25 protein-coding genes, 1 pseudogene and 1 riboswitch are annotated in these 24,214 nt (G+C 46.6%); of the genes and pseudogenes, 17 read left to right on the plus strand and 9 right to left on the minus strand.

Going from position 1 to position 24,214, the window contains the following annotated elements; genetic code table 11:
- The first annotated feature begins 16 nt into the window (after window positions 1-16).
- A complete protein-coding gene (locus tag M3212_RS00530; RefSeq protein ID WP_251191976.1) occupies window positions 17-517 on the plus strand; it encodes a hypothetical protein in 501 nt (166 codons plus the stop codon).
- 62 nt (window positions 518-579) lie between these two features.
- On the opposite strand, the gene tenA is transcribed toward M3212_RS00530, so the two are convergent.
- The 3 genes from tenA to M3212_RS00545 all read right to left on the minus strand — a co-directional run bounded on the left by tenA (window position 580) and on the right by M3212_RS00545 (window position 3,899).
- A complete protein-coding gene (gene tenA / locus M3212_RS00535; protein ID WP_251191977.1) occupies window positions 580-1,248 on the minus strand; it encodes a thiaminase II in 669 nt (222 codons plus the stop codon).
- A 100-nt stretch (window positions 1,249-1,348) separates the two neighbouring features.
- A riboswitch (TPP riboswitch) is annotated at window positions 1,349-1,448 on the minus strand.
- 46 nt (window positions 1,449-1,494) lie between these two features.
- Window positions 1,495-3,027, minus strand: a complete 1,533-nt coding sequence (locus M3212_RS00540; RefSeq protein WP_251191978.1) for a gluconokinase — start codon at window positions 3,025-3,027, stop codon at window positions 1,495-1,497.
- Window positions 3,028-3,047: 20 nt separating this feature from the next.
- Entirely contained in the window at window positions 3,048-3,899 is an 852-nt protein-coding gene (locus M3212_RS00545; RefSeq protein ID WP_251191979.1) for a MurR/RpiR family transcriptional regulator, read from the minus strand.
- A gap of 237 nt (window positions 3,900-4,136) precedes the next feature.
- On the opposite strand from M3212_RS00545, the gene gnd reads away from it, so the two are divergent.
- The 6 genes from gnd (at window position 4,137) to M3212_RS00575 (ending at window position 9,085) form a co-directional block, all read left to right on the plus strand.
- Entirely contained in the window at window positions 4,137-5,048 is a 912-nt protein-coding gene (gene gnd / locus M3212_RS00550; protein ID WP_285873935.1) for a phosphogluconate dehydrogenase (NAD(+)-dependent, decarboxylating), read from the plus strand.
- Between the two features lie 51 nt (window positions 5,049-5,099).
- Window positions 5,100-5,360, plus strand: coding sequence for an HPr family phosphocarrier protein (locus M3212_RS00555; protein ID WP_251191981.1), 261 nt, complete (start codon window positions 5,100-5,102; stop codon window positions 5,358-5,360).
- Between the two features lie 143 nt (window positions 5,361-5,503).
- Window positions 5,504-6,220, plus strand: coding sequence for a 2,3,4,5-tetrahydropyridine-2,6-dicarboxylate N-acetyltransferase (gene dapD / locus M3212_RS00560; protein ID WP_251191982.1), 717 nt, complete (start codon window positions 5,504-5,506; stop codon window positions 6,218-6,220).
- 191 nt (window positions 6,221-6,411) lie between these two features.
- Window positions 6,412-7,620 (plus strand): aspartate aminotransferase family protein, encoded by a 1,209-nt coding sequence (locus M3212_RS00565; RefSeq protein WP_251191983.1) that lies wholly within the window; start codon window positions 6,412-6,414, stop codon window positions 7,618-7,620.
- Entirely contained in the window at window positions 7,620-8,768 is a 1,149-nt protein-coding gene (locus M3212_RS00570) for an N-acetyldiaminopimelate deacetylase (protein ID WP_251192231.1), read from the plus strand. Before M3212_RS00565 ends, M3212_RS00570 begins: the two co-directional genes overlap by 1 nt.
- Before the next feature lie 62 nt (window positions 8,769-8,830).
- The gene (locus M3212_RS00575; RefSeq protein ID WP_251191984.1) at window positions 8,831-9,085 is read left to right on the plus strand and encodes a YkuS family protein; all 255 of its coding nucleotides are present in this window, start codon (window positions 8,831-8,833) and stop codon (window positions 9,083-9,085) included.
- A 199-nt stretch (window positions 9,086-9,284) separates the two neighbouring features.
- Here M3212_RS00575 and M3212_RS00580 read toward each other — a convergent pair whose 3' ends face one another.
- Entirely contained in the window at window positions 9,285-10,118 is an 834-nt protein-coding gene (locus M3212_RS00580; RefSeq protein WP_251191985.1) for a mechanosensitive ion channel family protein, read from the minus strand.
- Window positions 10,119-10,446: 328 nt separating this feature from the next.
- On the opposite strand from M3212_RS00580, the gene M3212_RS00585 reads away from it, so the two are divergent.
- From M3212_RS00585 to M3212_RS00595, 3 genes are all read left to right on the plus strand, one after another.
- Complete coding sequence (locus tag M3212_RS00585; RefSeq protein WP_251191986.1) at window positions 10,447-10,998, plus strand: peroxiredoxin; 552 nt, start codon at window positions 10,447-10,449, stop codon at window positions 10,996-10,998.
- A gap of 119 nt (window positions 10,999-11,117) precedes the next feature.
- Window positions 11,118-11,570, plus strand: a complete 453-nt coding sequence (locus M3212_RS00590; RefSeq protein WP_251191987.1) for a TlpA disulfide reductase family protein — start codon at window positions 11,118-11,120, stop codon at window positions 11,568-11,570.
- A gap of 209 nt (window positions 11,571-11,779) precedes the next feature.
- Entirely contained in the window at window positions 11,780-12,460 is a 681-nt protein-coding gene (locus tag M3212_RS00595; protein WP_251191988.1) for a peptidoglycan recognition protein family protein, read from the plus strand.
- A gap of 50 nt (window positions 12,461-12,510) precedes the next feature.
- Here the strand turns inward: M3212_RS00595 and rnjA are convergent, their stop codons facing one another.
- Both rnjA and M3212_RS00605 read right to left on the minus strand, forming a co-directional pair.
- Window positions 12,511-14,178 (minus strand): ribonuclease J1, encoded by a 1,668-nt coding sequence (rnjA, locus tag M3212_RS00600; RefSeq protein ID WP_251191989.1) that lies wholly within the window; start codon window positions 14,176-14,178, stop codon window positions 12,511-12,513.
- Between the two features lie 4 nt (window positions 14,179-14,182).
- Window positions 14,183-14,392, minus strand: a complete 210-nt coding sequence (locus M3212_RS00605) for a DNA-dependent RNA polymerase subunit epsilon (RefSeq protein ID WP_251191990.1) — start codon at window positions 14,390-14,392, stop codon at window positions 14,183-14,185.
- 367 nt (window positions 14,393-14,759) lie between these two features.
- On the opposite strand from M3212_RS00605, the gene M3212_RS00610 reads away from it, so the two are divergent.
- Complete coding sequence (locus M3212_RS00610) at window positions 14,760-15,539, plus strand: Cof-type HAD-IIB family hydrolase (RefSeq protein WP_251191991.1); 780 nt, start codon at window positions 14,760-14,762, stop codon at window positions 15,537-15,539.
- 86 nt (window positions 15,540-15,625) lie between these two features.
- Here M3212_RS00610 and def read toward each other — a convergent pair whose 3' ends face one another.
- Window positions 15,626-16,177, minus strand: coding sequence for a peptide deformylase (gene def / locus M3212_RS00615; RefSeq protein ID WP_251191992.1), 552 nt, complete (start codon window positions 16,175-16,177; stop codon window positions 15,626-15,628).
- 246 nt (window positions 16,178-16,423) lie between these two features.
- Window positions 16,424-16,507 (minus strand): annotated as a pseudogene (locus M3212_RS00620) (YjcZ family sporulation protein); the annotation flags it as partial.
- Window positions 16,508-16,897: 390 nt separating this feature from the next.
- Here M3212_RS00620 and M3212_RS00625 point away from each other — a divergent pair.
- The 6 genes from M3212_RS00625 to M3212_RS00650 all read left to right on the plus strand — a co-directional run bounded on the left by M3212_RS00625 (window position 16,898) and on the right by M3212_RS00650 (window position 23,558).
- Window positions 16,898-17,548: a YkyA family protein gene (locus tag M3212_RS00625; RefSeq protein ID WP_251191993.1), complete on the plus strand. Its 651-nt coding sequence runs from the start codon at window positions 16,898-16,900 to the stop codon at window positions 17,546-17,548.
- Between the two features lie 458 nt (window positions 17,549-18,006).
- Window positions 18,007-19,092, plus strand: coding sequence for a pyruvate dehydrogenase (acetyl-transferring) E1 component subunit alpha (gene pdhA, locus M3212_RS00630; protein WP_251191994.1), 1,086 nt, complete (start codon window positions 18,007-18,009; stop codon window positions 19,090-19,092).
- Between the two features lie 3 nt (window positions 19,093-19,095).
- Window positions 19,096-20,073, plus strand: coding sequence for an alpha-ketoacid dehydrogenase subunit beta (locus tag M3212_RS00635; RefSeq protein WP_251191995.1), 978 nt, complete (start codon window positions 19,096-19,098; stop codon window positions 20,071-20,073).
- 282 nt (window positions 20,074-20,355) lie between these two features.
- The gene (locus tag M3212_RS00640) at window positions 20,356-21,654 is read left to right on the plus strand and encodes a dihydrolipoamide acetyltransferase family protein (RefSeq protein WP_251191996.1); all 1,299 of its coding nucleotides are present in this window, start codon (window positions 20,356-20,358) and stop codon (window positions 21,652-21,654) included.
- Window positions 21,655-21,656: 2 nt separating this feature from the next.
- Window positions 21,657-23,066 carry a dihydrolipoyl dehydrogenase gene (gene lpdA, locus M3212_RS00645; protein ID WP_251191997.1) on the plus strand — a complete coding sequence of 470 codons (1,410 nt, stop codon included), beginning with the start codon at window positions 21,657-21,659 and terminating at the stop codon, window positions 23,064-23,066.
- Window positions 23,067-23,261: 195 nt separating this feature from the next.
- Window positions 23,262-23,558 (plus strand): hypothetical protein, encoded by a 297-nt coding sequence (locus tag M3212_RS00650; protein ID WP_251191998.1) that lies wholly within the window; start codon window positions 23,262-23,264, stop codon window positions 23,556-23,558.
- Window positions 23,559-23,673: 115 nt separating this feature from the next.
- Here M3212_RS00650 and M3212_RS00655 read toward each other — a convergent pair whose 3' ends face one another.
- The gene (locus M3212_RS00655; RefSeq protein WP_251191999.1) at window positions 23,674-24,099 is read right to left on the minus strand and encodes a hypothetical protein; all 426 of its coding nucleotides are present in this window, start codon (window positions 24,097-24,099) and stop codon (window positions 23,674-23,676) included.
- Between the last annotated feature and the right edge of the window lie 115 nt (window positions 24,100-24,214).

The raw sequence follows: 24,214 nt of genomic DNA on the forward strand, positions 1-24,214 counted from the left end.
AAGGAAGGTGAGAAAGATGAAGGCTAAATATCTGTTGATCATCGGGCTTATTTTCATTATGACCGGTTGTGGAAAAGCAGTAGGTGAATCCGAGGTAAAAGCTGAAACGGACGAGGCTGCCTTTCTTACATTTGAATGGATTGAAGCGGGCTATAATGGTTTGTTTGAACCGTTGTCGATTGAGCTTGGTCAATCAAGTGAACAGATCATTTCGGCTTATGGGCAACCGCGGGAAAAAGGGTCTTATGAAGGCGGGGAGTTTTTGCAATATGATCCTCATACTTTTTTTATAAATCCAATGAGCGGCCGAACCGTGGCTGTCGCGCTGGACATTGAAGCGTATCAACTGACGGAGGACGATTTAAAGCGTGAACTTGGGACGTTTGACCGAAGCGAGAAAAATATGATGGAAGACTATTGGATGTACGTTTATCAGCTCGATGACTATGAGCTGATATTTGAAGCGAAGACAGAAGGAGGTCCTTTACTGTTTGCCTGGCTGAGGGAAGTACAGTAACGGAGCTGCCGAGTGAAAATGGCCGCCTGCGGGAGTTGTTCTCCTGACAGGCGGCTTTTTTGTTAAATCGTCCAGCCAGCCTGTTCCCAGGCCATGTCCCAAAATAAATATTCAAACTTACTCGTATGAATAAAGATTGTTTCAAGCTGTTTCTTTTCCGTTTCTGATTTCCCCTCGGCGAGTTCATTAAGAAGATCAATGAGCCATGTCGCCAATTCTTTAAAATCCTCCGAGTCATACATTCGGATCCATTCTCCGTAAAGGGGATGGTCGACGGCCCCGGGGATTTGCGCCAGCCGTTCGCCGATTTCTCCATAGCTCCAGGCACACGGCAGGAGGGCGGCAATTAATTCAGCTAAAGAACCGCGCTGTGAAAGGTTTAGCATATAGCTGCTATAGGCAAGCGTAGTCGGAGCTGGTTCAGTTGCTTCCAGCTCTTCGCGGGAAATTCCCAGTTTCTCGGCATATTGCCGATGAAGCTCCATTTCCATGTTTAAGGTGGCATCAAGCAGCTTGGCAAAGGTCGACATTGTCGACAAATCCGGAGCCTTTAAGCTGCCCAGGGCAAAGAGTCGCGCGTATTCAATTAAATAAACATAATCCTGACACATAAAAAAGGAAAAACGCTCAGGGTCGAGTGTGCCATCGCCGATTCCCTGGACAAACGGGTGCTGATAGCCTTTCTCCCAGATTGGCTTTGCTGTTTCGTACAAGTGGTCTGTAAATGTCATGAAGATCCTCTCCTTTTTCTCTTATTGTCTTTGCAAATAAAAAAATCACTTCGCGTACGGAAGTGATTTGCTGGCTTTACCAGATGACTGGAATACAGAGTCTGCATCAAGCCCACTTCCCTCCGCTGGCATAATCCAGATCAGGTAAAAAAGGGTTAAGGCAAGGCCTTTCTCAGCATATAGCACCCCCAGTGGTTCTATGTATGATCTTGCTACTAGCGTATCATAGAGTGTCCGTTTTCACAATCATCTAAGGTCTGCCTGCAAGGCTGATAAACGCTGAAACGTAGAGGTAAGTTCATTAATGGCCTGTTGATAAATCGCAAACATTTCCTTATAGCGCTGATGCGCCTGCTCATTTGGTTCAATCGTTCCTTTCATCGGAATCGATTCTTTAATATCCTCAAGCCGTGCTTCTTCTCCGGTCGCCAGTAACGCAATCCAGGCTGCTCCCCATGCCGAGCTTTGATGACTAAGCGGCAGCTGGACCTGCTGTCCGAATACATCGGCAAGGATTTGCAGCCAGAGTGCAGATCTGGAAAACCCACCGCTTGCCAGCATTGTCTTAGGAGGACCCGCCAGCCGGTTCAGCGCGGTACCGATATGATAGATGCTGTAAATCGAACCTTCCAGACCGGCGCGGAGCATATCGGCTTTTGTGTGGCTCGGTGTCAAACCGATAAAGCTAGCGCGCGCCCGGGAATTCCAAATTGGTGCCCGTTCACCATTCAAGTAAGGAAGAAAGAGGAGACCGTTGGCCCCGGGACTGGATGTCTCCGCCAGCTCGGTGAGCAATTCGTAAGCTGACATCTGCTTCTGAGCAGCTATTCGTTGCTGCTCCTCTCCTAACACCTCTCTCATCCAGTGAAGCACATTGCCACCGTTATTCGTCGGGCCACCCATCACCCACAGCTCATCTGAGACACTGTAGCAAAAAATTTCCTGCTGCTCGTCCGTACGTGGCGATGTACTCATTTGCCTGATCGCCCCGCTTGTGCCGATCGTGACGGTTACATCACCATGGTGAATCGCTCCTGTTCCGATATTGGCCAACGGACCATCGCTTGAGCCGACAACAAAGGGGAGCTTTTTGTCGATACCGATTTCGTCGGCAAGCGCCGGTGGCAGCCCTTGACATAGATAAGTCGGCGGGACTGGAGTCGAAAGCTGGTCTTTTGTTACCCCTGCCGCAGCAAGAGCTTCCTTCTCCCACACTTTTTCGGTAATATTAAACAGTCCGGAGGCCGAGGCGACGCCATAATCGACGACATCCTCGCGGAACCAGCGGGCAAGGAGAAACTCTTTCATTGATTTAAATTTCGTTGCCTGCCGATAAGGCTCGTAGTCGTTTTCCTTCATCCAGCGGAGCTTAACAAGCGGCGTCATTGGATGCTGGGGCGTGCCTGTTTTTAAATAGATGGTTGAACCCGGCATCGAACGCAGCTCTTCAGCCTGCTTGACGCTGCGCTGATCCGCCCAGGTAATGAGCGGGGACAACGGCTCGTTATCGGCATTTAAACAGACGATCGAATGCATGGCTGATGATAGGCCGACGGCGGCAATATCGGCTGCGGGCACGGCCGCTTTCTCAATCAGCATCTTTAGCGCCTGAATCGTCGCCAGCTCAATTTGAAGAGGGTCCTGCTCCGACCAGCCAATTTTAGGCTGAGAGGTCGGATAAAGCTCTTCATGCTCGGCGACAACATAGCCGGAGCGCTTGAACAGGACCGCTTTTGCTGACGTGGTCCCGATATCAAGACCAATTACATATGATTTCATCGTGATGTCATCCTTCTTTCCTACATTTTTTTCATGGAAACAGCTTTTCTCATTCGTTGAAGTGATGTTTTCATCTTTTCTTTCCGGGCCATACTGACATTAACATAAAGGGCATCGATAATACATAATTGAGCCAGTCTTGATGCCAGGGCTTCAGAGCGGAATTCTGTTTCCTGAGATACAGTAAACAGGGCGTGATCGACACCTTTGCTTAAAGGGGACTTGGCCAGATTTGTAATGCCGATCGTCGTCACCTCATTGTCTTTGGCGACCTCAAGTACTTCAAGCAAATCACGATTCGTACCTGAATGTGAAATAAACACAGCTACATCATCTTTAGTCAGCTGCGAGGCTGACATCGCCTGAAAATGAGAATCCCGGTAGGCGGCGGACGGCAGGCCGGTCCGGATAAATTTGTGATGGGCATCGAGAGCGATAATCCCGGATCCGCCATTGCCGTAGAAATCAATTTTCCTTGCATGGGCCAATGCCTGCACAGCTTGTTGGAAAACCGCTGATTCCATAACGAGTAATGTGTCTTCGAGCGTACGAATATTGGATCGAAATACTTTTTCGGTGATCGCCTTTTCGTCGTCATCCTCCTGAATGGTTTCATGAATATCCTGCACGGGAGTGACAATCTCAGAAGCGAGCGCTATTTTCATCGCCTGAAAGCCCGAAAAGCCAATTCGTTTGCAAAAGCGAAAAACCGTAGCATCAGCAATATCGAGATCATCGGCGACCTGATTAATCGTCGAATGGATGATTCTTTTCGGATCATGTAAAATATAATTAGCTACTTTTCTTTCCTTTTCACTTAACGAAGAATAGGCTGCTCGTATTTTGGTTAAACAAGGGAGCGATTGTTTCACAAAGGGTGTCCTCCAATCTAGATGATAAATGGATAAAAAATAAAAGCAAATTTGACATCGTTTTTTAAGAAAGCGCATTCATTCCTTAATTCCAGTATATCAATACAGAATTTTTTTTCTATTAAAATATTGAAAAAGAAAAAATCTATCTTATAATAGAGAGGTAAAAATAATTTTTCACCCTAATGTCATAATAAAGAAATATTTTTCGTTGTCAATTTAAATTTATCAAAGGAGCTGTATGAAATGAATATTGGAATGATCGGCCTTGGGAAAATGGGCTTTAACCTGGCGTTAAATTTACTGGATCATCACTACAAAGTGGTTGCCAGTGATGTGAATAAAGAGCAAGTGGATAAAATTGCGGAGCATGGGGCAAGCGGGGCTTATACTTACGAGGAGCTTGTCTCCAAGCTGGAAAAACCGCGTGTCGTTTGGCTGATGGTGCCAGCCGGGGATATTACAGAAGAGGTGATCAACGGCGTAGCGCCACATCTTGAGCAAGGAGACATCATCATTGATGGCGGCAATTCAAATTACAAAGACACACTCCGCCGGGCGGCAACGCTCCGTGAAAAAGGAATTGAGTTCGTCGATGTTGGAACGAGCGGTGGAGTAGATGGTGCCCGCCATGGAGCGTGTATCATGGCAGGAGGGAGTAAGAAAGCCCTTCAATTGCTGGAGCCGGTGTTTGAGGCGCTGACGATCGAGAATGGCTATCTTGGCTGCGGTGAGGTTGGAAGCGGACATTTTTTGAAAATGATTCACAATGGGATTGAATACGGGATGATGCAGGCGATTGCCGAAGGGTTCGACATCCTTGAAAAGAGTCCGTTTGATTATGATTACGAAGAAGTGGCGCGGGTCTGGAACCATGGCTCAGTCATTCGCTCTTGGCTGATGGAGCTGACGCAGAATGCTTTCTCCAAGGATCCGAAGCTTGAACAGATCCGCGGGGTAATGAACTCTTCCGGAGAAGGAAAATGGACGGTCGAGACCGCGCTTGATTTGCAAACTGCTGCTCCTGTTATTGCACTGTCACTGATGATGCGTTATCGTTCACAGGAGGAGGATACGTTCACAGGAAAAGTAGTTGCCGCTCTCCGCAATGAATTCGGCGGGCATGAAGTAGTCAAAGCAGAATCATAATCAGAGCAGGACAGGTAAGACTATACAAATGACAGGAAGGGAGCGATTATCGTGAAAACAGTGACAAAGGATATCGAGATTAACATTTCGGAGGAGCAAACGATTGTCGAACTCAGTAAAGATTTGCAGCCGTTTTCTTCAGAGGTCTACATCAAGAAAATTGTCGGAGGGAAAGTGATCGAAGTCAATATTAAAAGCTTTCTCGGCCTCATTACATTGCAAATTCACAACGGCGATACGGTCAACGTCCGGGCTGTCGGCGAGGATTGCGAGGAGGCACTGGCAGCAGTGGTCAATTATTTGACGAAATAGAAAACTTGGGGAGTGGGAGAAGGGGCGTTCGTCCTTTTTACCACTCTTTCTTTCTGACAAAAGTCGCTGTTTTGATTGCAATTTGATCGTGATATCTTTATCATAATGAAGAGATTGTTTAATTGTTGAGGAGGAATATAACGATGAAGATGATGGATGCAAATGAAATTATCAAATTTATTTCAGAAAGTGAAAAGAAAACCCCGGTAAAAGTACATATTAAAGGCGATGTAGCCGGCATTGATTTCGGTGCGAATACAAAAACGTTTATTACAGGGAATGTCGGTGTTCTATTCGGCGAATGGAGCGATATTGAGCCGGCACTGAAAGCGAACGAATCACGGATTGAAGATGTAGTTGTCGAAAATGACCGCCGCAATTCCGCAATCCCATTGCTTGACATGAAAAACATTCAAGCGCGCATTGAGCCTGGCGCGATCATCCGTGACCAGGTGGAAATCGGAAAAAATGCCGTTATTATGATGGGAGCAAGCATTAATATTGGCGCTGTGATCGGTGAAGGGACGATGATCGATATGAACGTTGTTCTCGGAGGACGAGCTACAGTTGGAAAGAACTGCCATATTGGCGCGGGTTCTGTGCTGGCTGGTGTCATTGAGCCGCCTTCCGCGAAGCCGGTTATAGTTGAGGATGATGTCGTTATCGGCGCGAACTGTGTCGTGCTTGAAGGAGTGACTGTCGGCAAGGGTGCCGTTGTTGCAGCCGGAGCAGTCGTGATTGAAGATGTACCGCCGAACACAGTTGTGGCTGGTACACCGGCTCGCGTTATTAAAGAAATCGATGAAAAGACGAAAGGGAAGACGGAAATCAGACAAGAGCTTCGTCGTTTAAATGACTAAAGGAAAATAGCATTTCATACAAACGGGGCTGTGTTAAAAGGGAAATCCTTTGACACGGCCCCGAAGCAACAAGTGGAGCCTGTGTGACGGTTGGATAAGCGTTGCGGCTTCACCTTTCTTAAAGGGTTGACCAAAAGCCGGGCTTTTCGGACAACCCTATTTCCTTACAGAGCGTGAAAGGGGAAACGACTGTGGCAAATTGGATTGAACGTGACCAGCGGGCTGTGATGTCAACCTATGGCCGGCTGCCTATTGTGATTGCAAAAGGCGAGGGGAATTATTTAATTGATGAAGAAGGAAAACAATATTTGGATCTATTCACCGGGTTGGCTGTAAATATTCTCGGGCATTCGCATCCTGCTGTACTGAAGGCTTTACATGAACAGGGAGAGCAATTTCTTCATATTTCAAATGTGTTTTACAATAAGCCGGCCATTACGCTTGCCGAAAAGCTGACAAAGCTCTCAATCGCCGGAAAGGTCTTCTTTACGAATTCTGGAGCCGAGGCGACTGAAGCGGCGGTCAAGCTGATCCACAAATGGACGAAGCAGCAAGGGGAAGAGCGACGAGGGATTGTCGTCATGAAGAAAAGCTTTCACGGCCGGACGCTCGGAGCGCTGAAGCTCACGCGGCAGCCGGGGGTTTATCAGGATTTCCCGGTGACGGATGTCCCGGTATACGAAGTCGAGCCGGGCGATTCAGCGGCGCTCGAAACGATTTTCCAGCAGCATCAGCCAGCGGCCATCATTGCTGAGCCTCTGCTTGGTTCGGGCGGAATCGTGCCGCTAAGCAGCTCTTACTTGCAAGCAATGGAGTCGCTTTGCAGGCAGTACGGCGTCCTTTTATGCATGGATGAAATTCAGACAGGCGTCGGCCGTACCGGCACTTTTTTTGCTTATCAGGATGCCGGGATTGAGCCGGATGTGATTTTGTTTGCGAAAGGGATTGGCGGCGGTCTGCCGCTTGGTGGAATTATTGCCGCCGAGAAGCTTGCTGATTTATTTAAGCCCGGCGATCACGGGACGACCTTCGCGCCGTCTCCGTTAAGCGCGGCTTTAGGCAATGCCGTAATTGAGGTACTGATCGAGCAGCACCAGCTCGAGCGGGGGAAAGAGGCGGCGGCCCTGTTGCAGACGAGCATTTATGAGCTGAAAGAGCGCTACCCGCATTATATTAATGAAGTGAGAGGAAAAGGGATGATGCTCGGAATTGTGCTGGAGCTTGAAGCGGCGCAAGTAAAGTCGGTTCAACGTGGATTGCTTGAGCAGGGCGTGATGGTCGATGTCACGCAGCAAACGATTATCCGCCTTCTGCCACCACTCACCTTGACGAAAGAGGACATCGAGGTCTTTATCACGAAGCTGGAGCAACAGCTGGCTGCCGTTGGAGGTCAGTCATGATTGCCGCAAACGAATTAGTAAAAATCAGGCGCGAGCTTCATCAAATTCCGGAGCTCGGGTATCAGGAATTCAAGACTCAGCGTTATTTGCTCGAACGAATCAGCGAATTGCGTCAGGATTTCTTGACGGTTGAAGCATGGAAAACAGGGATTTTCGTCCATGTCAAAGGGACTGTCGGCACAAAAACATTCGCTTACCGTGCTGACATTGACGGATTGCCGATTGAGGAGCAGACGAGCTATCATGACTTTCGTTCGCAGCATGAAGGGGCGATGCATGCCTGTGGTCACGATTTCCATATGACGATTGCACTTGGTCTATTAAGTTATTTCGCTGAGCAGCAGCCGCGCGAAAATATGCTCTTTTTGTTTCAGCCGGCCGAGGAAGGACCGGGCGGTGCACTGCCGATGCTTGAAGCTGAGACGTTCAAAAAATGGTGGCCTGATGAAATGTTGGCGCTGCATATTGCACCGGAGTATCCGGTTGGCACGGTGGCGACAAAGCCCGGCCTGCTTTTTGCCAATACGTCGGAGCTGTTTATTACGTTGAAGGGAAAGGGAGGACACGCCGCTTATCCGCATACGGCAAATGATATGGTCGTCGCGGCGAGTCACCTTGTAACCCAGCTCCAGACGATTGTCGCCCGCAATGTGAACCCGCTTGATGCCGGGGTGATTACGATTGGCGTCATTAAAGGCGGAACAAAGCAAAATATCATCGCCGAATCAGCGACGATTGAAGGCACAATCCGTACGCGCTCGATCGAAACAATGAAGCAGATCAAAGCACGAATCGAAGCGCTGGTGGCCGGAATTGAAGTCGGCTTTACTTGCCGTGCTTCGATTGATTATGGCGCGAACTATTGCCAGGTTTACAATGACGAAGCAAGCACAGCTGCTTTTATTGAATTTGCCGAGCGCTATGAGGCAGTCACTTTCGTCCGTGCACCCGAAGCGATGACAGGGGAGGACTTCGGCTATTTTCTTGAAAAAATTCCGGGAATGATGTTTTGGCTCGGCGTTGACAGCGAACATGGTCTTCATGATGCGCGGCTTGAGCCAAAGGAAGAGGCGATTAACGTCGCGGTCGACCTGCTTATAAGCTATTTTAAGGAAAGAGATCAAAACGTTAGTGCTGGGCGTGAATAATTTTCGCTGAACGGGAAACCGTAAGGAGTGCTACTACACTACTTACGGAGGTGCAATATAAAATGGCGAAGAAAATTGGGGTAGAACAATCATTAACAGCGGTCCAGCAGGAGCTGGAGCAAATGGGGTATGAGGTCGTGCCATTAAAGCAGGAGGCAGACGCAAATGGCTGCGACTGCTGCGTCATTACTGGCAGCGATCAGAATATGATGGGTGTTCAGGATGCCGCTATTCAAGGCTCTGTCATTAATGCCCACGGGATGAGTGCGCAGGAAGTTTGCCAAATGGTCGAACAGAAGGTCAACCAACAAGCATAGGGAAACTGCCCGAAAGTCCGTCGAACCGTCATGAAGGGCGGCGAACTGCTTCGTCAGAAGGTTCAGTTCCGTTCCACATGAGCTTGAGGAAAAACGGGCTTTCCCGGATCGTGGTGGCTTTGCTCATGACAAAGGGTGGGCTAAAAGGTAAAAAACAACCTTTTAGCCCACCCTTATTTCATTTGCCGTTAGATTCTTTCTACTTTTTCTCGATATACACTTGATGGGGGAATGGGATTTCGATATTATTTGCATCAAGCTCTTCTTTCAATTCTTTACGCAGCTTGCGCTCAACAGCCCATTGCGCCATATTTTCTGTTTTGGCGATGATCCGCAAGACGACATCCGAATCTCCCAGACCTTGAACGCCGATCACGTTCGGTCCTTCCTTGATCGTTGGATCCTCGGCGGCAATCCGGTCACACGCCTGCTGTAAAACAGCAATCGCATGATCGATGTTATCATCATAGGATATACTAATATCGACGAGGGCCCGCATGTTGCCGCGTGAATGATTGCTGACGCTGCTAATGTCACGGTTAGGAATAAAATGCAGCGTGCCGTCAAACCCTCTTATTTGTGTGGTACGCAGGCCGACTTCTTCGACGACGCCGTCGACTCCGCCCGCCGTCACATAATCATCAACGTCAATTTGTTTTTCAAGCAATAGAAAAAAACCGGTGACGACATCGCTGACGAGCCCTTGGGCGCCAAAGCCGATCGCCAGACCGACGACACCGGCACCGGCAATCAATCCAGTTGGATTTAAGCCGAAGATGCTGATGACGATCGTAATAAAGACGAAGATAAGAACGTAGGAGAACGCATTTACCGAGAGCTTCTGTAATGTTTGCACTCGTCCTGCCGACATGTTTTTCTGTTTTTCCATTTTCGAGAACGTGCCACGAATCAGTCTTGTCCCGATTGAGCGGGCAATGAAGAAGGCGATAACCGCCAGGGCAACCTGACCAATGATCAGCGCGATGCCAAGCAGAAAAGCCCCTTCCGTCCAATTGTTCAACCATTGTGTCATCCAATCACTCCTTATGTAAACTATAACCGATCTGTTTGCCAGTAAACGTTACATCGAACAATCCTAGCATAAAAAAAGTGTTCACTCAACCGTAACAAAGATGTAAATGAGAATCAACGAGCATATCCTTCGCTTTTTCAGGAAAACATTGCTATAATAATGGATGGAATCGCCGTTTATATAAAGGAAAAAAGGGTATACTACAATTGCTTCGTTTTATTGTGGCAGTTGTTTATATTGATTATTAGCTAATATTGACTAGCATGTAAACTTCTTTTATAATGACGGCGAAGGGAAAAAATAATTTTGATTTGGGAGGTTTTTACATATGACAGATAAGCGAATGGTAGGAAAGCAAGCGCCTAGATTTGAAATGGACGCCGTATTACCGAATAAAGAATTTGGTAAGGTGAGCCTTGAAGAAAATATGAAAAATGACAAGTGGACTGTCCTGTTCTTCTATCCAATGGACTTCACTTTCGTTTGCCCGACAGAAATTACGTCGCTAAGCGACCGCTATGATGAGTTCGAAGACCTTGATGCGGAAGTAATCGGCGTCTCCACAGATACAATTCACACACACAAAGCGTGGATCAACACATCCCGTGATGACAACGGACTTGGTGATTTGAAATATCCACTGGCAGCGGATACGAACCACACTGTATCACGCGATTACGGTGTATTGATTGAAGACGAAGGGGTTGCTCTTCGTGGCCTGTTCATTATCAGCCCTGAAGGCGAGTTAATGTACTCTGTTGTGAACCACAACAACATCGGTCGTGATGTAGATGAAACACTTCGCGTTCTTCAAGCATTACAAACTGGTGGACTTTGCCCGGCGAACTGGAAGCCAGGTCAAGCGACACTTAACGTTTAAAAGATAGGTGAAAGAGGGGGGTGTCTCATCAAGGTTTTTGCCTTGGGGACACCCCCGCTCCCCTTCCGGATGCACTATTTTAGAAAGTAATGAACATACAGGAATAGGAGGCTTTTTCGATGGCGCTAAAATTACGCTCACAAATGCCTGAACTTGATGGCGCAACAACTTGGTTAAATGGTGAATATTCAAAAAGTGATCTAATCGGAAATAAACCGACATTAATTCACTTCTGGTCGATCAGCTGTGGTTTATGTAAGGAAGCAATGCCAAATGTCAATGAATTTCGTGATCAATACAAAGACAAGCTGAATGTTGTCGCTGTTCATATGCCTCGATCTGAAAAGGATTTGGATCTTGAGGAAATTAAAAAGGTTGCCGAGGAACATGATATTTCCCAGCCTATTTTCGTCGACAGTGAGCATAAGCTGACAGACGCATTTGAAAATGAATACGTTCCAGCTTACTATGTATTTGATGAAGAAGGGCAGCTTCGCCATTTTCAGGCGGGCGGTGGCGGTATGAAGATGCTGACAAAGCGTGTGAACCGCGTGCTTGGTATTAAAGAATAAGCGAATAAGATCGGTTTCGAGAGGCTGGGACAAAGGGTTATTTACCTTTTGCCCAGCCTTTGACTCTTTAGCCCGTTGTGAATATGTCCTCACAACGGGCTTTGCTGCGTGACGCGATTCCCGTAGAGCTCCTTTTTTCAAAGTGGTCTCCCCGTTTCTTCTTGCTTTTCCCTATTTATAGGTAAAACGTAATGAAAGGGGAAGGTGAAATGAAGATCACTGATAAACGAACTGCACTCCCGGTTCATGGTACGCGACGTTACAGACAGAGAACGCAACGGCAGATTCAATTTATCGCGCTTCATCATAGTGCGACTGTAAGTGGAAGTGCAGAGGCTTTTGCTGCTTATCATGTCAATCAGCTCGGCTGGCCGGGAATTGGCTATCATTATGTCATTGATAAAAAAGGTGGAATCAGCTGGTGTCATCCGCTAGAGACGATCAGCTACCATGTCGGCCGCAGCAATGGCGCGGCGGTCGGTATCTGTCTCGTCGGTGATTTTCGGCAGGAACGGCCGCAGCCGGCTCAACGGACTGCGGCTGTTGAATTAACAAAAAGCTTGATGAATGAGCTTGGCATCACGAAAGAGAAGGTGCTGGGTCATCAGGAGTTTCCGGGCTACCAATGGAAGGATTGTCCCGCTTTTTCGATGAGTGACTTTCGTCGCGAATTAACGAACGCTGGATTGAAGCTGCTTTTTTCAAGAGGAGCTACAGGGCCGGAGGTGAAAGCGATCCAGCAGCGGTTGAAGGAGCTTGGTTATTCTCCGGGTCCGATCGACGGAATTTTTGGGCCGCAAACCGCCGCTGCTGTTATCCGCTTTCAACAGCAGGCGGGAATTACCGTCGATGGAATTGTCGGTCCGGAAACATGGGGACGCTTATTTTAGAGAAGACAAAAAAGACAGGGAGTTTTGTTACTCCCTGTCCGTTGCGTAGCTTATACTTCCATGATAATCGGAAGGATCATTGGTCTGCGCTTTGTTCGCTCGTATAAAAAAGGACCTAGTAAATCGGTAATTTCATTTTTGATTTCCGACCATTGCGTCGTCTTTCTTTCCATAACGCTGTCCAAATGAGCCGCCAACAGCTTTTGCGCTTCATTAATTAAGTCACTGGACTCTCTCATGTAAACAAATCCGCGAGAGATTAAATCAGGCCCGGCGGTCACTTTGAATTCCTTCATGTTCAAGCTGACGACGACGACGACCAGTCCCTCCTCTGAAAGAATACGACGGTCACGCAAAACGATATTTCCAATATCGCCAATCCCGTTTCCGTCGACGTAGACAGAGCCGGATGGAATCTTTCCGACAACGCCGGCTTCCTCAGGATGGAGGGCGAGGACATCGCCATTTTCCATAATAAAGCTGTTCTTTTCGTCAACTCCACAATCCTTGGCCAATTTAATATGCATTTTAAGCATCCGGTATTCACCGTGAATCGGCATGAAATATTGCGGCTTCATTAATCGAAGCATCAGCTTTTGCTCTTCCTGACCGCCGTGTCCGGATGTGTGAATATCGTTTAAAGGTCCGTGAATGACGTCAGCCCCGGCACGGTAAAGCTGATTGATCGTTTTGCTGACGCTTAAGGTGTTCCCCGGAATCGGCGAGGACGAAAAGACGACCGTGTCACCCGGGATGATTTGTATTTGGCGATGTGTGCCGTTTGCAATTCGGGAAAGTGCCGCCATCGGTTCTCCCTGACTTCCCGTACATAAAATCGTGACTTGATTATCAGGAAGCTTGTTCAACTGCGATGTTTCGATAAAGGTATTCTTCGGCGCGCGAATATAGCCGAGCTCCTGTCCGATTGTTAAAGCTGATTCCATGCTTCGGCCAAACACCGCTATTTTTCGTCCATGATGGACGGCTGCCTCGACGACCTGCTGCAGTCGGTGAATGTTTGAAGCAAAGGTCGCAAAAATAATGCGGCCATCGACCTTGCGGAAAATCGAGTCTATGCTCTCGCCGACCTTTCGCTCCGACATCGTGAAATCAGGAATTTCACTGTTCGTACTGTCTGAAAGTAAACAGAGCACGCCTTCTTCACCGATCTTTGCCATTTTCGTCAGGTTGGCAGGCTCTCCGACCGGAGTAAAGTCGAATTTAAAATCCCCGGTATGAACGACATTGCCGGGAGGCGTTTTGACGACGATTCCATAAGAGTCGGGAATACTGTGTGTCGTGCGGAAGAACGTCACCGATGTTTTCGCGAATTTGACGATCTGATCTTCATGAATTTCATGAAACTTAGCTTTTCGCAGGAGTCCGTGTTCCTCCAGCTTGCCTTTTAACAGGCCCAAGGCCAGTTTACCACCATAAATGGGTACATTAATTTCTCGTAGAAGATAGGGAATACCACCGATATGGTCTTCATGTCCGTGCGTGATAAAAAGACCTTTAATTTTATCCTCATTCTTCACTAAATACGTGTAATCGGGAATGACATAATCGATTCCGAGAAGCTCGTCCTCTGGAAACTTAATTCCGGCATCGATTAGAATAATTTCATCCTGAAATTGGACCGCGTACGTGTTCTTGCCAATTTCACCTAAACCGCCAAGTGCAAAGACGGCTGTCTGATTGTTTTTAACTTGCTTCATATTATTATAACGACTCCACTTTGAAATCTTCTTTGTTTTCTTCGTACTCTAAAAACGCACCAGAGATTGGCGTTATAAATTCGATGTTGTATTTGCGCGGAGCAAGCTTTCTACGCACGTCAGCTTCTGATTCCGCCTCAACATAAATTGCTTCTGTATATTCCCGTACAGGCACTTCTTTAAAATTCTCTTGAAAAAACACTTTAAAAATCATAGTTCTACCTCTCCTTACCGTTGGTTATATTTTCATTATAAAGCAAATATAGCACTATTTCATGTTTTTCTTTTGACGCCCTGGAAGAACGGCAGCTTCAACCGCCATTTTTCACATAACCAACGCACATTATACTTCAATAAGTCTATTTTTTGGTAAAAGCTGCCGGCAGCCTTTAATAATTTTTTTGCGAAGTTTTTTTAGCATATTTCCTTCCCTCCTTAACAAAGATTTTAAGTTCCAAACGTGTCCAACCGGAGAGGTTTTTGTTATGCTTAGTATGTGTGAACCGATTCTAATCTGTTCAAGGAAATGGCTGGAAGTTTCTTTGAAGGGTGAACGAGAGATAGAAAGTGGGGAGAAAAAAATGGAAAAGAATAAACCGATTGTGTTCTTCGATATTGATGGAACTCTTTTGAATGAAGAGAAGGAATTGCCGCAATCAACGAAGGAAGCTATTTTTTCCTTGCAGGAAAAAGGCGTTTATGTGGCGATTGCCACAGGACGGGCTCCGTTTATGTTCAAGGAGCTGCGTGAAGAGCTTGGAATCGAATCATATGTCAGCTTTAATGGCTCGTATGTCGTCGTGGAAGGGAAGGTCATTCATGATGTCCCGCTGACGACGAATGAATTAATCCGCCTGGAAAAGGCTGCCGAGAAGGCGAATCATTCGATGGTTTTTCTCGACCATAATGGAGCGGTCGCCAACCGCGCCGACGATCATTATATCGCAGAGAGTCTGGGAGGGCTTAAGCTCCCGTATCCCCCTGTGAAAAAAGATGAGTATCACCAGCGTAAAATTTATCAGGCACTCTTATTCTGTCAGGAAGAAGAGGAAGAGATGTATGTCCAAGGGCATAACCATTTTGATTATATTCGCTGGCATCCTTATTCTGTCGATATTCTTCCGGGCGGCGGTTCGAAAGCGAGAGGGATCAAGCAGGTGCTCGATTATTTATTCATTCCGCAGGAGCAGTCATATGCTTTCGGCGATGCGTTAAATGACCTGGAAATGCTTCAGTTTGTCGGAACTGGAGTGGCAATGGGAGATGGGAGAGAAGAAGCGAAGGCAGTCGCCAATTATGTCACAAAGCCAGTGGACGAAGATGGCATCCTTCATGGGCTTCGCTATACCGGCCTGCTATAAAGGAGAGGAGCCAACCTCGGCGCCGTTTTATAAAAAGCCCGTACCGGGAAACCTCGGTACGGGCTTTTCTCTGCCATAGCAGAGGTTCAACGCAAATGACTTGGAACGCTTTTCTTCAGCTTGTCGTCAAAGTCCTCGATGCGATCGTAGAACATGATCCCGTTCAGGTGATCCAATTCATGTTGAAAGACGATCGCTACCATGCCGCGGAGCCGTAATGTCACTTCTTCCTCGTCAAGCGTAGTCGCCTTCACGGTAATCCGCGCGTAACGCGGAACGATTCCGGGAATGTCGCGATCAACCGATAAGCAGCCTTCGCCGTTTTCCAAATGAGTTTCCTCGACAGAATGGCTGATTACTTTCGGATTAATGATTCCCATGCTATACAGCTTATCGTTCTCGTCAGTCACATGGACGGCAAACATTCTTTTGGAGATGCCGATTTGCGGAGCAGCCAGTCCAACCCCCGGTCTAAGCGCGTATTTTTCAGCGATCTCGGGATCCTGGCTGTTTATGACAAACTCAAGCATCTTTTGCAAAGTCGCTTTGTCATCTTCACTGAGTGGTAGGGAGACCTCCTCGGCCACTTGCCGCAAGACCGGATCACCTTCGCGTACAATATCTTTCATTGTTAACATTCTACTCAATCACTCCTTTACCCTTACCACATACTTTATGTACATTTTCAAGAAAGATCAAGACTTTTGCGGTCAAATAAAGAAGCAATCTCATCCGGTAAGCGACGCTTGGCAACGGGCTGTCCAAAAAAGGAATAAAAGAGGGCAGCGGTTCGGTCCTGCGCAAAGCCGGACGGAAAGGAAAAACGCTTTCCATCCGGTTTTGAAACGATAGCGCAGACTTCACCCGCTGCTTCGTGCGGTTATTTAGCAATGACCGAAACGGGAAGCTCCTACAATGATAAGCAGGATGAAAAGCACGACGATTAAAGCGAAACCTCTACCGTAACCGCAACCGCCGCCGCCGCCAAAACCTGGTCCATAGCCTGCGCCTGCTACTGGAGCGCCATATCCATATCCGCAAGGATCGTAACAACAATTTCCACCGTATCCGTACATTCTACATTCCTCCTTTTTGATAACACCGCATTTGCCTGCGATTCACTAACTACAATATGCATTTTCACTAAGGACGGTTGGATGAATGCCTATATTTATTAAAAACAATTGGTCTTTCACATTTTATTTTGTGGACAAGCACATATTGAAAAAAGGGCGATCATATACTAGAAATAATTAGGACAAGAAATCAGGAAAAGGGTATTGTCAATTGCTGCTGATTGATTTAGTGTAGTGGGGTGGGAAACTGGGTATAGAGAAAAGAAGATAGGGGGAAGAATGGTGAAGGATCGAAAATGGGTAATCGTACTCGCCTTGACCGCCGCGCTGCTGAGCGGATGTGGAGAAAAACCAACCGAGACCGTTTACCAGCACCTGGAGGCGGCGGTGGAGTTGGAAGCACCTTTTGAAGAGCAGCAGGAGCCTCTTCAGGCAGCAGAGGTGAAGGAAAATGAATTATTTGAAGACATTATCGCCCTCGGTATCAGCGATATGGAGAAAATTACCGAGCTGGCAGATGAAGCGCTGGCTTCGATTGACTCCCGCCTGGCCATGATTGAAACAGAAAAAGAAAGCATTGAACGAAGCTATGCTGAATTTGAGTTAATCAAACCGGTTCAGGACGAGATGGAAGACGAACAGCTCAGCAGCCTGCTGGAAGAATTAATCGTGGCGATGGACAATCGATATGAGCATTATCAAAAGCTTTATGAGGCCTATGTCACGGCAGCAAAAGAGGATGAAGCGCTTTTTACAATGCTGAAGCAGGAAGATCTGACGATGGAAGAACTCCAGGCGCAGATTGATGGTGTGAATGCCTCGTATGAAGTTGTTGCAAAGGAAAAAGAACAGTTTAATCAGTACACAGACGAATACAATGAGAAGAAAAGACTTTTTTATGAAACAGCTGATCTCGAAGTGCGGTTTGAATAAGTACTTCGGATTCGGCTGTTTTTTTGTATTTAGACTGTACTACTAATGTGTGGAGTTGATCTATAACACAGTTTAGTTCGGAAACCAAAAATCATGATTCGAAATCTTTATAAGAGGACGTTAAGTAAAAAGGATTGACGAATTTCTGCAAAGTAGGGTAGACTTAATTCCAGAAGGATATGTTGTATTACTTTCATCCAGAAAAAACTGATACAGATCATTTTTTCAAGAAAGCCGGCATCGGTTCCTTTCTTGAAATGATAGGATGTTCCAAAAGTTCTGTAAACCCATCGTTTTACTTGGGTAAGCGGTGTTTGATTGAGCTGTCGACAGGTTATGGATAAAAGTAGTTTGGGTATCCTATAGGATGATGAATTGATTCTTAAAGTAAGCTCATTCTCGATGAAAGCTGAGTAACGAGAAAACTTTTTTTAATTGAAAGGAAGAGGTGAAGGGCAATGAGTACAAAAACGTTAGAGCAAGTTGAAAGCCAATTTGAAACGTTCCAAATTTTAAATGAAGAGGGCGAAGTTGTTAATGAAGCGGCGATGCCTGATTTGAAAGATGAAGAGTTACAAGAACTTATGCGCCGGATGGTGTATACGCGGATCTTGGATCAACGTGCGATTTCATTAAATCGTCAAGGCCGTCTCGGTTTCTACGCGCCGGTCGCTGGACAGGAAGCTTCAATGCTTGGCTCGCATTTCGCTTTGGATCAAAAAGACTGGATTTTACCTGGGTATCGTGATATTCCACAAATTCTTTATCATGGTTTACCGCTTCACCAGGCATTTCTTTGGTCGCGCGGTCACTTTGGCGGCGGACAATTTCCGGATGGTTTGAACATTATGGTGCCGCAAATCATTATCGGTGCGCAAATTGTCCAAACAGCCGGTGTCGCTCTGGGACTTAAGCGCAAAGGAAAAGAAAATATCGCGATTACGTACACAGGGGACGGCGGAGCTTCTCAAGGGGATTTCTATGAAGGAATGAACTTTGCAGGAGCTTATAATGCTCCAGCTGTTTTTGTCGTGCAAAACAACCGCTTTGCGATTTCTGTTCCTGTTGAAAAGCAGTCCGCTGCAAAGACGATCGCTCAAAAAGCAGTAGCTGCCGGAATTGAAGGCATTCAGGTAGATGGAATGGACGTGCTTGCTGTCTATGCCGCAACAAAAGATGCGAGAGAGCGTGCACTTGCCGGAGACGGTCCTACATTAATTGAAACATTAACGTACCGCTATGGTCCGCACACAATGGCGGGTGATGATCCGACACGCTACCGTTCATCTGAGCTGGATGATGAATGGACTAAGAAAGATCCACTTGTTCGTTTCCGCAAATTCCTTGAGGGCAAAGGCTTATGGAGTGAAGAGCAGGAAAACGAAGTAGTTGAAAAAGCGAAGGAAGAAATTAAAGAAGCGATCAAGGCAGCTGATGCCGCTCCGAAGCAGAAGGTAACGGATCTGATCGGATTTATGTTTGAAGAGTTACCGCACAATCTTCGTGAACAAATGGAAGAATACACAGCAAAGGAGTCGAAGTAACCAATGGCGCAAATGACGATGATTCAAGCCATTACAGATGCAATGCGTAATGAGCTGAAGAATAATGAAGATGTACTCGTATTTGGAGAAGATGTTGGGAAAAACGGTGGTGTATTCCGGGCAACGGAGGGGCTGCAAAAAGAATTCGGTGAAGATCGTGTTTTTGATACACCGCTTGCTGAATCAGGGATTGGCGGTCTGGCGATCGGACTCGGCTTAACAGGCTTCCGTCCGGTCATGGAAATCCAGTTTTTCGGCTTCGTTTTCGAAGTGTTCGATTCTGTTGCCGGCCAGATGAACCGTCTTCGTTACCGTACCGGCGGAAAACAATATGCGCCGATTACGGTCCGCTCTCCTTTTGGCGGCGGGGTAAAAACACCTGAAATGCACGCTGACAGCTTGGAAGGGCTAATGGCACAGACACCTGGTTTAAAGGTGGTCATCCCTTCGACTCCATATGATGCAAAAGGGCTTCTCATTTCAGCGATCCGTGATAATGATCCGGTCGTCTACCTTGAGCATATGAAGCTGTATCGTTCTTTCCGCGGCGAAGTGCCTGAAGAAGAATATACAATCCCGCTTGGAAAAGCAGATGTGAAAAGAGAAGGAAAAGATTTAACTATTGTTACATACGGGGCAATGGTTCACGCTTCTCTGAAAGCAGCGGAAGAGCTTGAAAAGGAAAACATTGACGTTGAAGTGATCGACCTTCGGACAATTAGTCCGCTCGACATTGATACGATTATTGAATCAGTCAACAAGACAAACCGGGCGATTGTCGTCCAGGAGGCGCAGAAGCAGGCTGGAATCGCGGCAAATGTTGTTGCCGAGATTACAGAACGGGCGATCTTAAGCCTGGAAGCACCTGTGCTTCGCGTGGCGGCGCCTGATACGATCTATCCTTTTGCCGCTGCGGAGGATGACTGGATTCCTGATTATAACGGAATTATTGAAACAGCAAAAAAAGTAATTGAATTTTAAACAATAGATAAGCCTATACAAGAAGGTCTTACAGGTAAAAAAAAGAAGAGAGGCCTCATCAAATGGACATGTCCACGTTGATGAGGCGATGAAGCAGCGTGCAGAACGAGCCGCTGTCTTTCATTTAAGGAAGGGAAAGAAGTGATTTTGGAAAATCGCTCGCGGATGCGGCAGACCGGTTCGTTACCTGTCGTCTTTTTAGAAAGCGTACGGCGGCTTTTCTTAATGAACCTGTGAAGGGTTTTGGTTTTAGAAATTAGGCAGAAAAAGGAGGCACCTCTAGTGGCGTATGAATTTAAGTTACCGGATATCGGCGAAGGTATTCACGAAGGTGAAGTTGTAAAATGGTTCATTAAAGCAGGAGACGAAATTAAAGAAGACGATATTCTTCTTGAGGTACAAAACGATAAAGCGGTGGTAGAAATCCCATCTCCTGTTGACGGGAAAATTTTAGACGTTAAAGTAGAAGAGGGAACAGTTTGTGTTGTTGGCGATGTGCTCGTGACAATCGATACTGGGGAAGAAAGCCCTGCTGAAGAAGAAAGCGCTCCGGCTGGTGACAAAGCAGAAACGAAAGCGGAAGAACCGGCGGAAAAGAAAGAAGCAGAAGCAGCAAGCTCAAAAGAACCAGCTGAAGTTGCAGATGATGATGAGACGCGTGTCATTGCCATGCCATCTGTTCGCAAGTACGCTCGCGAAAAAGGTGTGAACATCAAGAAGGTAAACGGCACAGGAAAGAATAATCGCGTATTAAAAGAAGATATTGATTCTTTCTTAGAAGGTGGATCAAGCCAAGAAAAAGCAGAAGCACCGACGACAACGGATGAGGCGGCTGCCGCTGCTCCTAAGAAAGCAGAGCCGCAAGCTATTCCTGCCGGTGAGCTTGAAGAGCGCGTACCGCTAAAAGGAATCCGCAAAGCGATTGCCAAAGCAATGGTGAACTCGAAGCAGACGGCTCCGCATGTGACTCATATGGATGAAGTCGACGTCACCGCTTTAGTTGCTCACCGTAAGGAGTATAAGCAAATTGCCGCTGATCAGGGCACGAAGCTGACATATCTCCCTTATGTTGTTAAAGCGCTAACGTCTGCTCTGCGCAAGTACCCAACGTTAAATGCCTCAATTGATGATGCGAATGAAGAAATCGTCTACAAGAAGTATTTCAATATTGGAATTGCCGCGGATACAGACCAGGGTCTTGTTGTTCCTGTCATTAAAGATGCTGATCGGAAGTCAATTTTTGTTTTGGCAGATGAAATCAATGAATTGGCAGTCAAGGCTCGTGATGGCAAGTTAAGCAGCAATGATATGAAGGGCGGCTCTTGCACGATTTCCAACCTTGGTTCGGCTCGTGGTCAATGGTTTACGCCAATCATTAACCACCCGGAAGTAGCGATTCTTGGAATTGGACGTATCGAGGAAAAGCCGGTCGTGAAAAACGGAGAGATCGTTGCTGCGCCGGTATTGGCTCTATCAATTAGCTATGATCACCGTCTGATTGATGGCGTTACAGCTCAGAATGCACTTAACCACGTGAAGCGTCTATTAAATGATCCACAATTACTATTAATGGAGGGGTAAACATGGTTGTTGGAGATTTCGCAAATGAAGTAGACACACTTGTCATCGGTTCAGGTCCCGGGGGATATGTTGCTGCGATCCGCGCAGCACAGCTCGGGCAAAAAGTAACGATTGTTGAAAAAGGAGAAATGGGTGGTGTCTGCTTAAACGTTGGTTGTATTCCTTCAAAAGCACTCATCACAGCCGGACACCGTTACCATCAGGCGAAACATTCTGATGATATGGGGATCGTTGCTGAAAACGTCGCGCTCAATTTTGAAAAGGTTCAGGAATGGAAAGGGTCTGTCGTAAAGAAATTAACAGGCGGAGTTGAAGGCCTTCTTAAAGGAAACAAAGTTGAGATCGTACGCGGAGAAGCTTATTTTGCTTCTGCAAACTCTGTTCGTGTGATGGATGAGAAAAGTGCGCAAACGTACAATTTCAAAAATTGTATTATCGCGACTGGCTCCCGTCCAATCGAGATCCCTGGGTTTAAATATTCAGAGCGTGTTATTAACTCAACCGGCGCGTTGGCACTGAAAGAAGTACCAAAGAAATTGGTCGTCATCGGCGGCGGATACATCGGCATTGAGCTTACAGGCGCTTATTCCAATATGGGAACGGAAGTCGTCGTGCTTGAAGGAACAAAGCAAATTCTTGGCGGTTTTGAAAAGCAAATGGCGAAGCTTGTTGAGCGCCGCTTAAAGAAAAATGGCGTTGACTTCAAAATGGAAGCGATGGCGAAAAGTGTGGAAGAAACGGAAAACGGCGTAAAGGTTACGGCCGAAGTAAAAGGCGCGGAAGAAGTATTTGAAGCAGACTATGTGCTCGTAACAGTTGGCCGTAAGCCGAACACGGACGAAATCGGCCTTGAGCAGATCGGTGTTGAGCTTGACGAACGTGGCATCATTAAGGTGGATAAGCAGTGTCGCACGAGCGTCAGCAACATTTATGCGATCGGCGACATCGTCCCTGGACCGCCTTTGGCTCATAAAGCTTCCTACGAAGGAAAAGTAGCTGCTGAAGCGATTGCCGGAGAAAAAGCGGAAGTGGATTATCTTGCGATTCCTGCTGTTGTCTTCTCTGAGCCTGAATTGGCGACAGTCGGCTACAACGAAAAAGAAGCGAAGGATGCCGGGTATGATGTCATTGCAGCGAAATTCCCATTTGCTGCAAATGGACGTGCTCTATCGTTAAATGATGCGGACGGCTTTATGAAGCTGATTACGCGTAAGGATGATGGCTTGGTCATCGGGGCGCAAATAGCCGGTCCGAATGCATCTGATATGATTGCTGAGCTTGGCCTTGCAATTGAAACAGGCATGACCGCTGAAGATATTGCACTTACGATCCATGCGCACCCAACATTAGGAGAAATCACGATGGAAGCGGCTGAAGTAGCGCTTGGTACGCCGATTCATATTGTGAAGTAAGATTCTCGTTTACTAGCTGTCTGACAGGGCTTCCTGTCAGGCAGTTTTTGTTTTTTTACAAAACACAGTTGACAACTAGGAATAATATGAATAAGATAAAGAAAAGAAATGGTAGCTGATCAGATAACTGAAGGCTGCAGTCCGGAATACGTTTCGGGCTGCAGCCTTTTTTGCAGGAAACGGGGAGGGAGTAAGATGGTTGATTCGATAAAACAGCTGCTTGCACATGCCGCAAAACCGACAGGTGAACCGCCGATAACATTGTTGTTGTCGAACCGTTTTATGAAGATGCATACCAGTTATTCTTCCTGGCAGGAGCTTTCCCGGGATCTTGGGGTCAGCACGATTTGCGAAGACGAACTGGAAAAGGCGATTGCTGCCCACAACCATTTACACAGTAAAATTGGTTTTACAAATTGGAATGAGATGAAATGTAAAGCTGTTGACTGCTATTATGAGGAAAGACCATTTGGTATTGTTCCCCATTTTTAGCAGGCGGAAGTTGCAGAACAAAAGAGGCTTTTAGACAACATGAACATGAAGCCATTGCTGAGGGGCTGGGCAGAAGGTAAAACAACCTTTTGTCCAGCCCCTTGTTGGTAAGGCATTAAGAAAGCGAGGAATGAAAGCTGTAGCTGACATCCCCCTGAAGTTGATAAATCTGAATCAAATGTGCTAAAATTTCGTCTTTTGAGAAGATGCCTTCCATTCTTAAATTTTCTGTATCACCAGTTAAGACAAGCATTGTCGGAAATTGTTCAATGTTAAAATAACGAATAAGGTCCCGCTCTGAGGCGTCGACGATCATAAAGAAGGGCGTATCAGCGGAATCAGATGAATAGATTCGCTGAACTTCAAGCAAAGCATCATAATAACTGCTTTCATTTTGCAGCGTCGATGAGTCAGAAAAAAGCACTGTTACTGTCTCATCAGGTGGCTGCTGCAAGGGGTTTTCAGAGCTTGAAGCCGATGATACACAAGCGTTTAAAAACAAGCAAGAGCCTACAATCATCATTCCGACGTACTTGTTCATCGATACCACTTCCTTAATAAAAGTCCATCTAGCTTATGGAACTTTATTTTAGCACGCATTAAATACAAATGGACGGGCGGTAACAGAAATGTAATCAAATAGAAATAAAGGGTGT

Origin of the sequence: Halalkalibacter oceani, from assembly GCF_023715705.1 — a bacterium.
GTDB lineage: Bacteria > Bacillota > Bacilli > Bacillales > Bacillaceae_D > Halalkalibacter > Halalkalibacter oceani_A.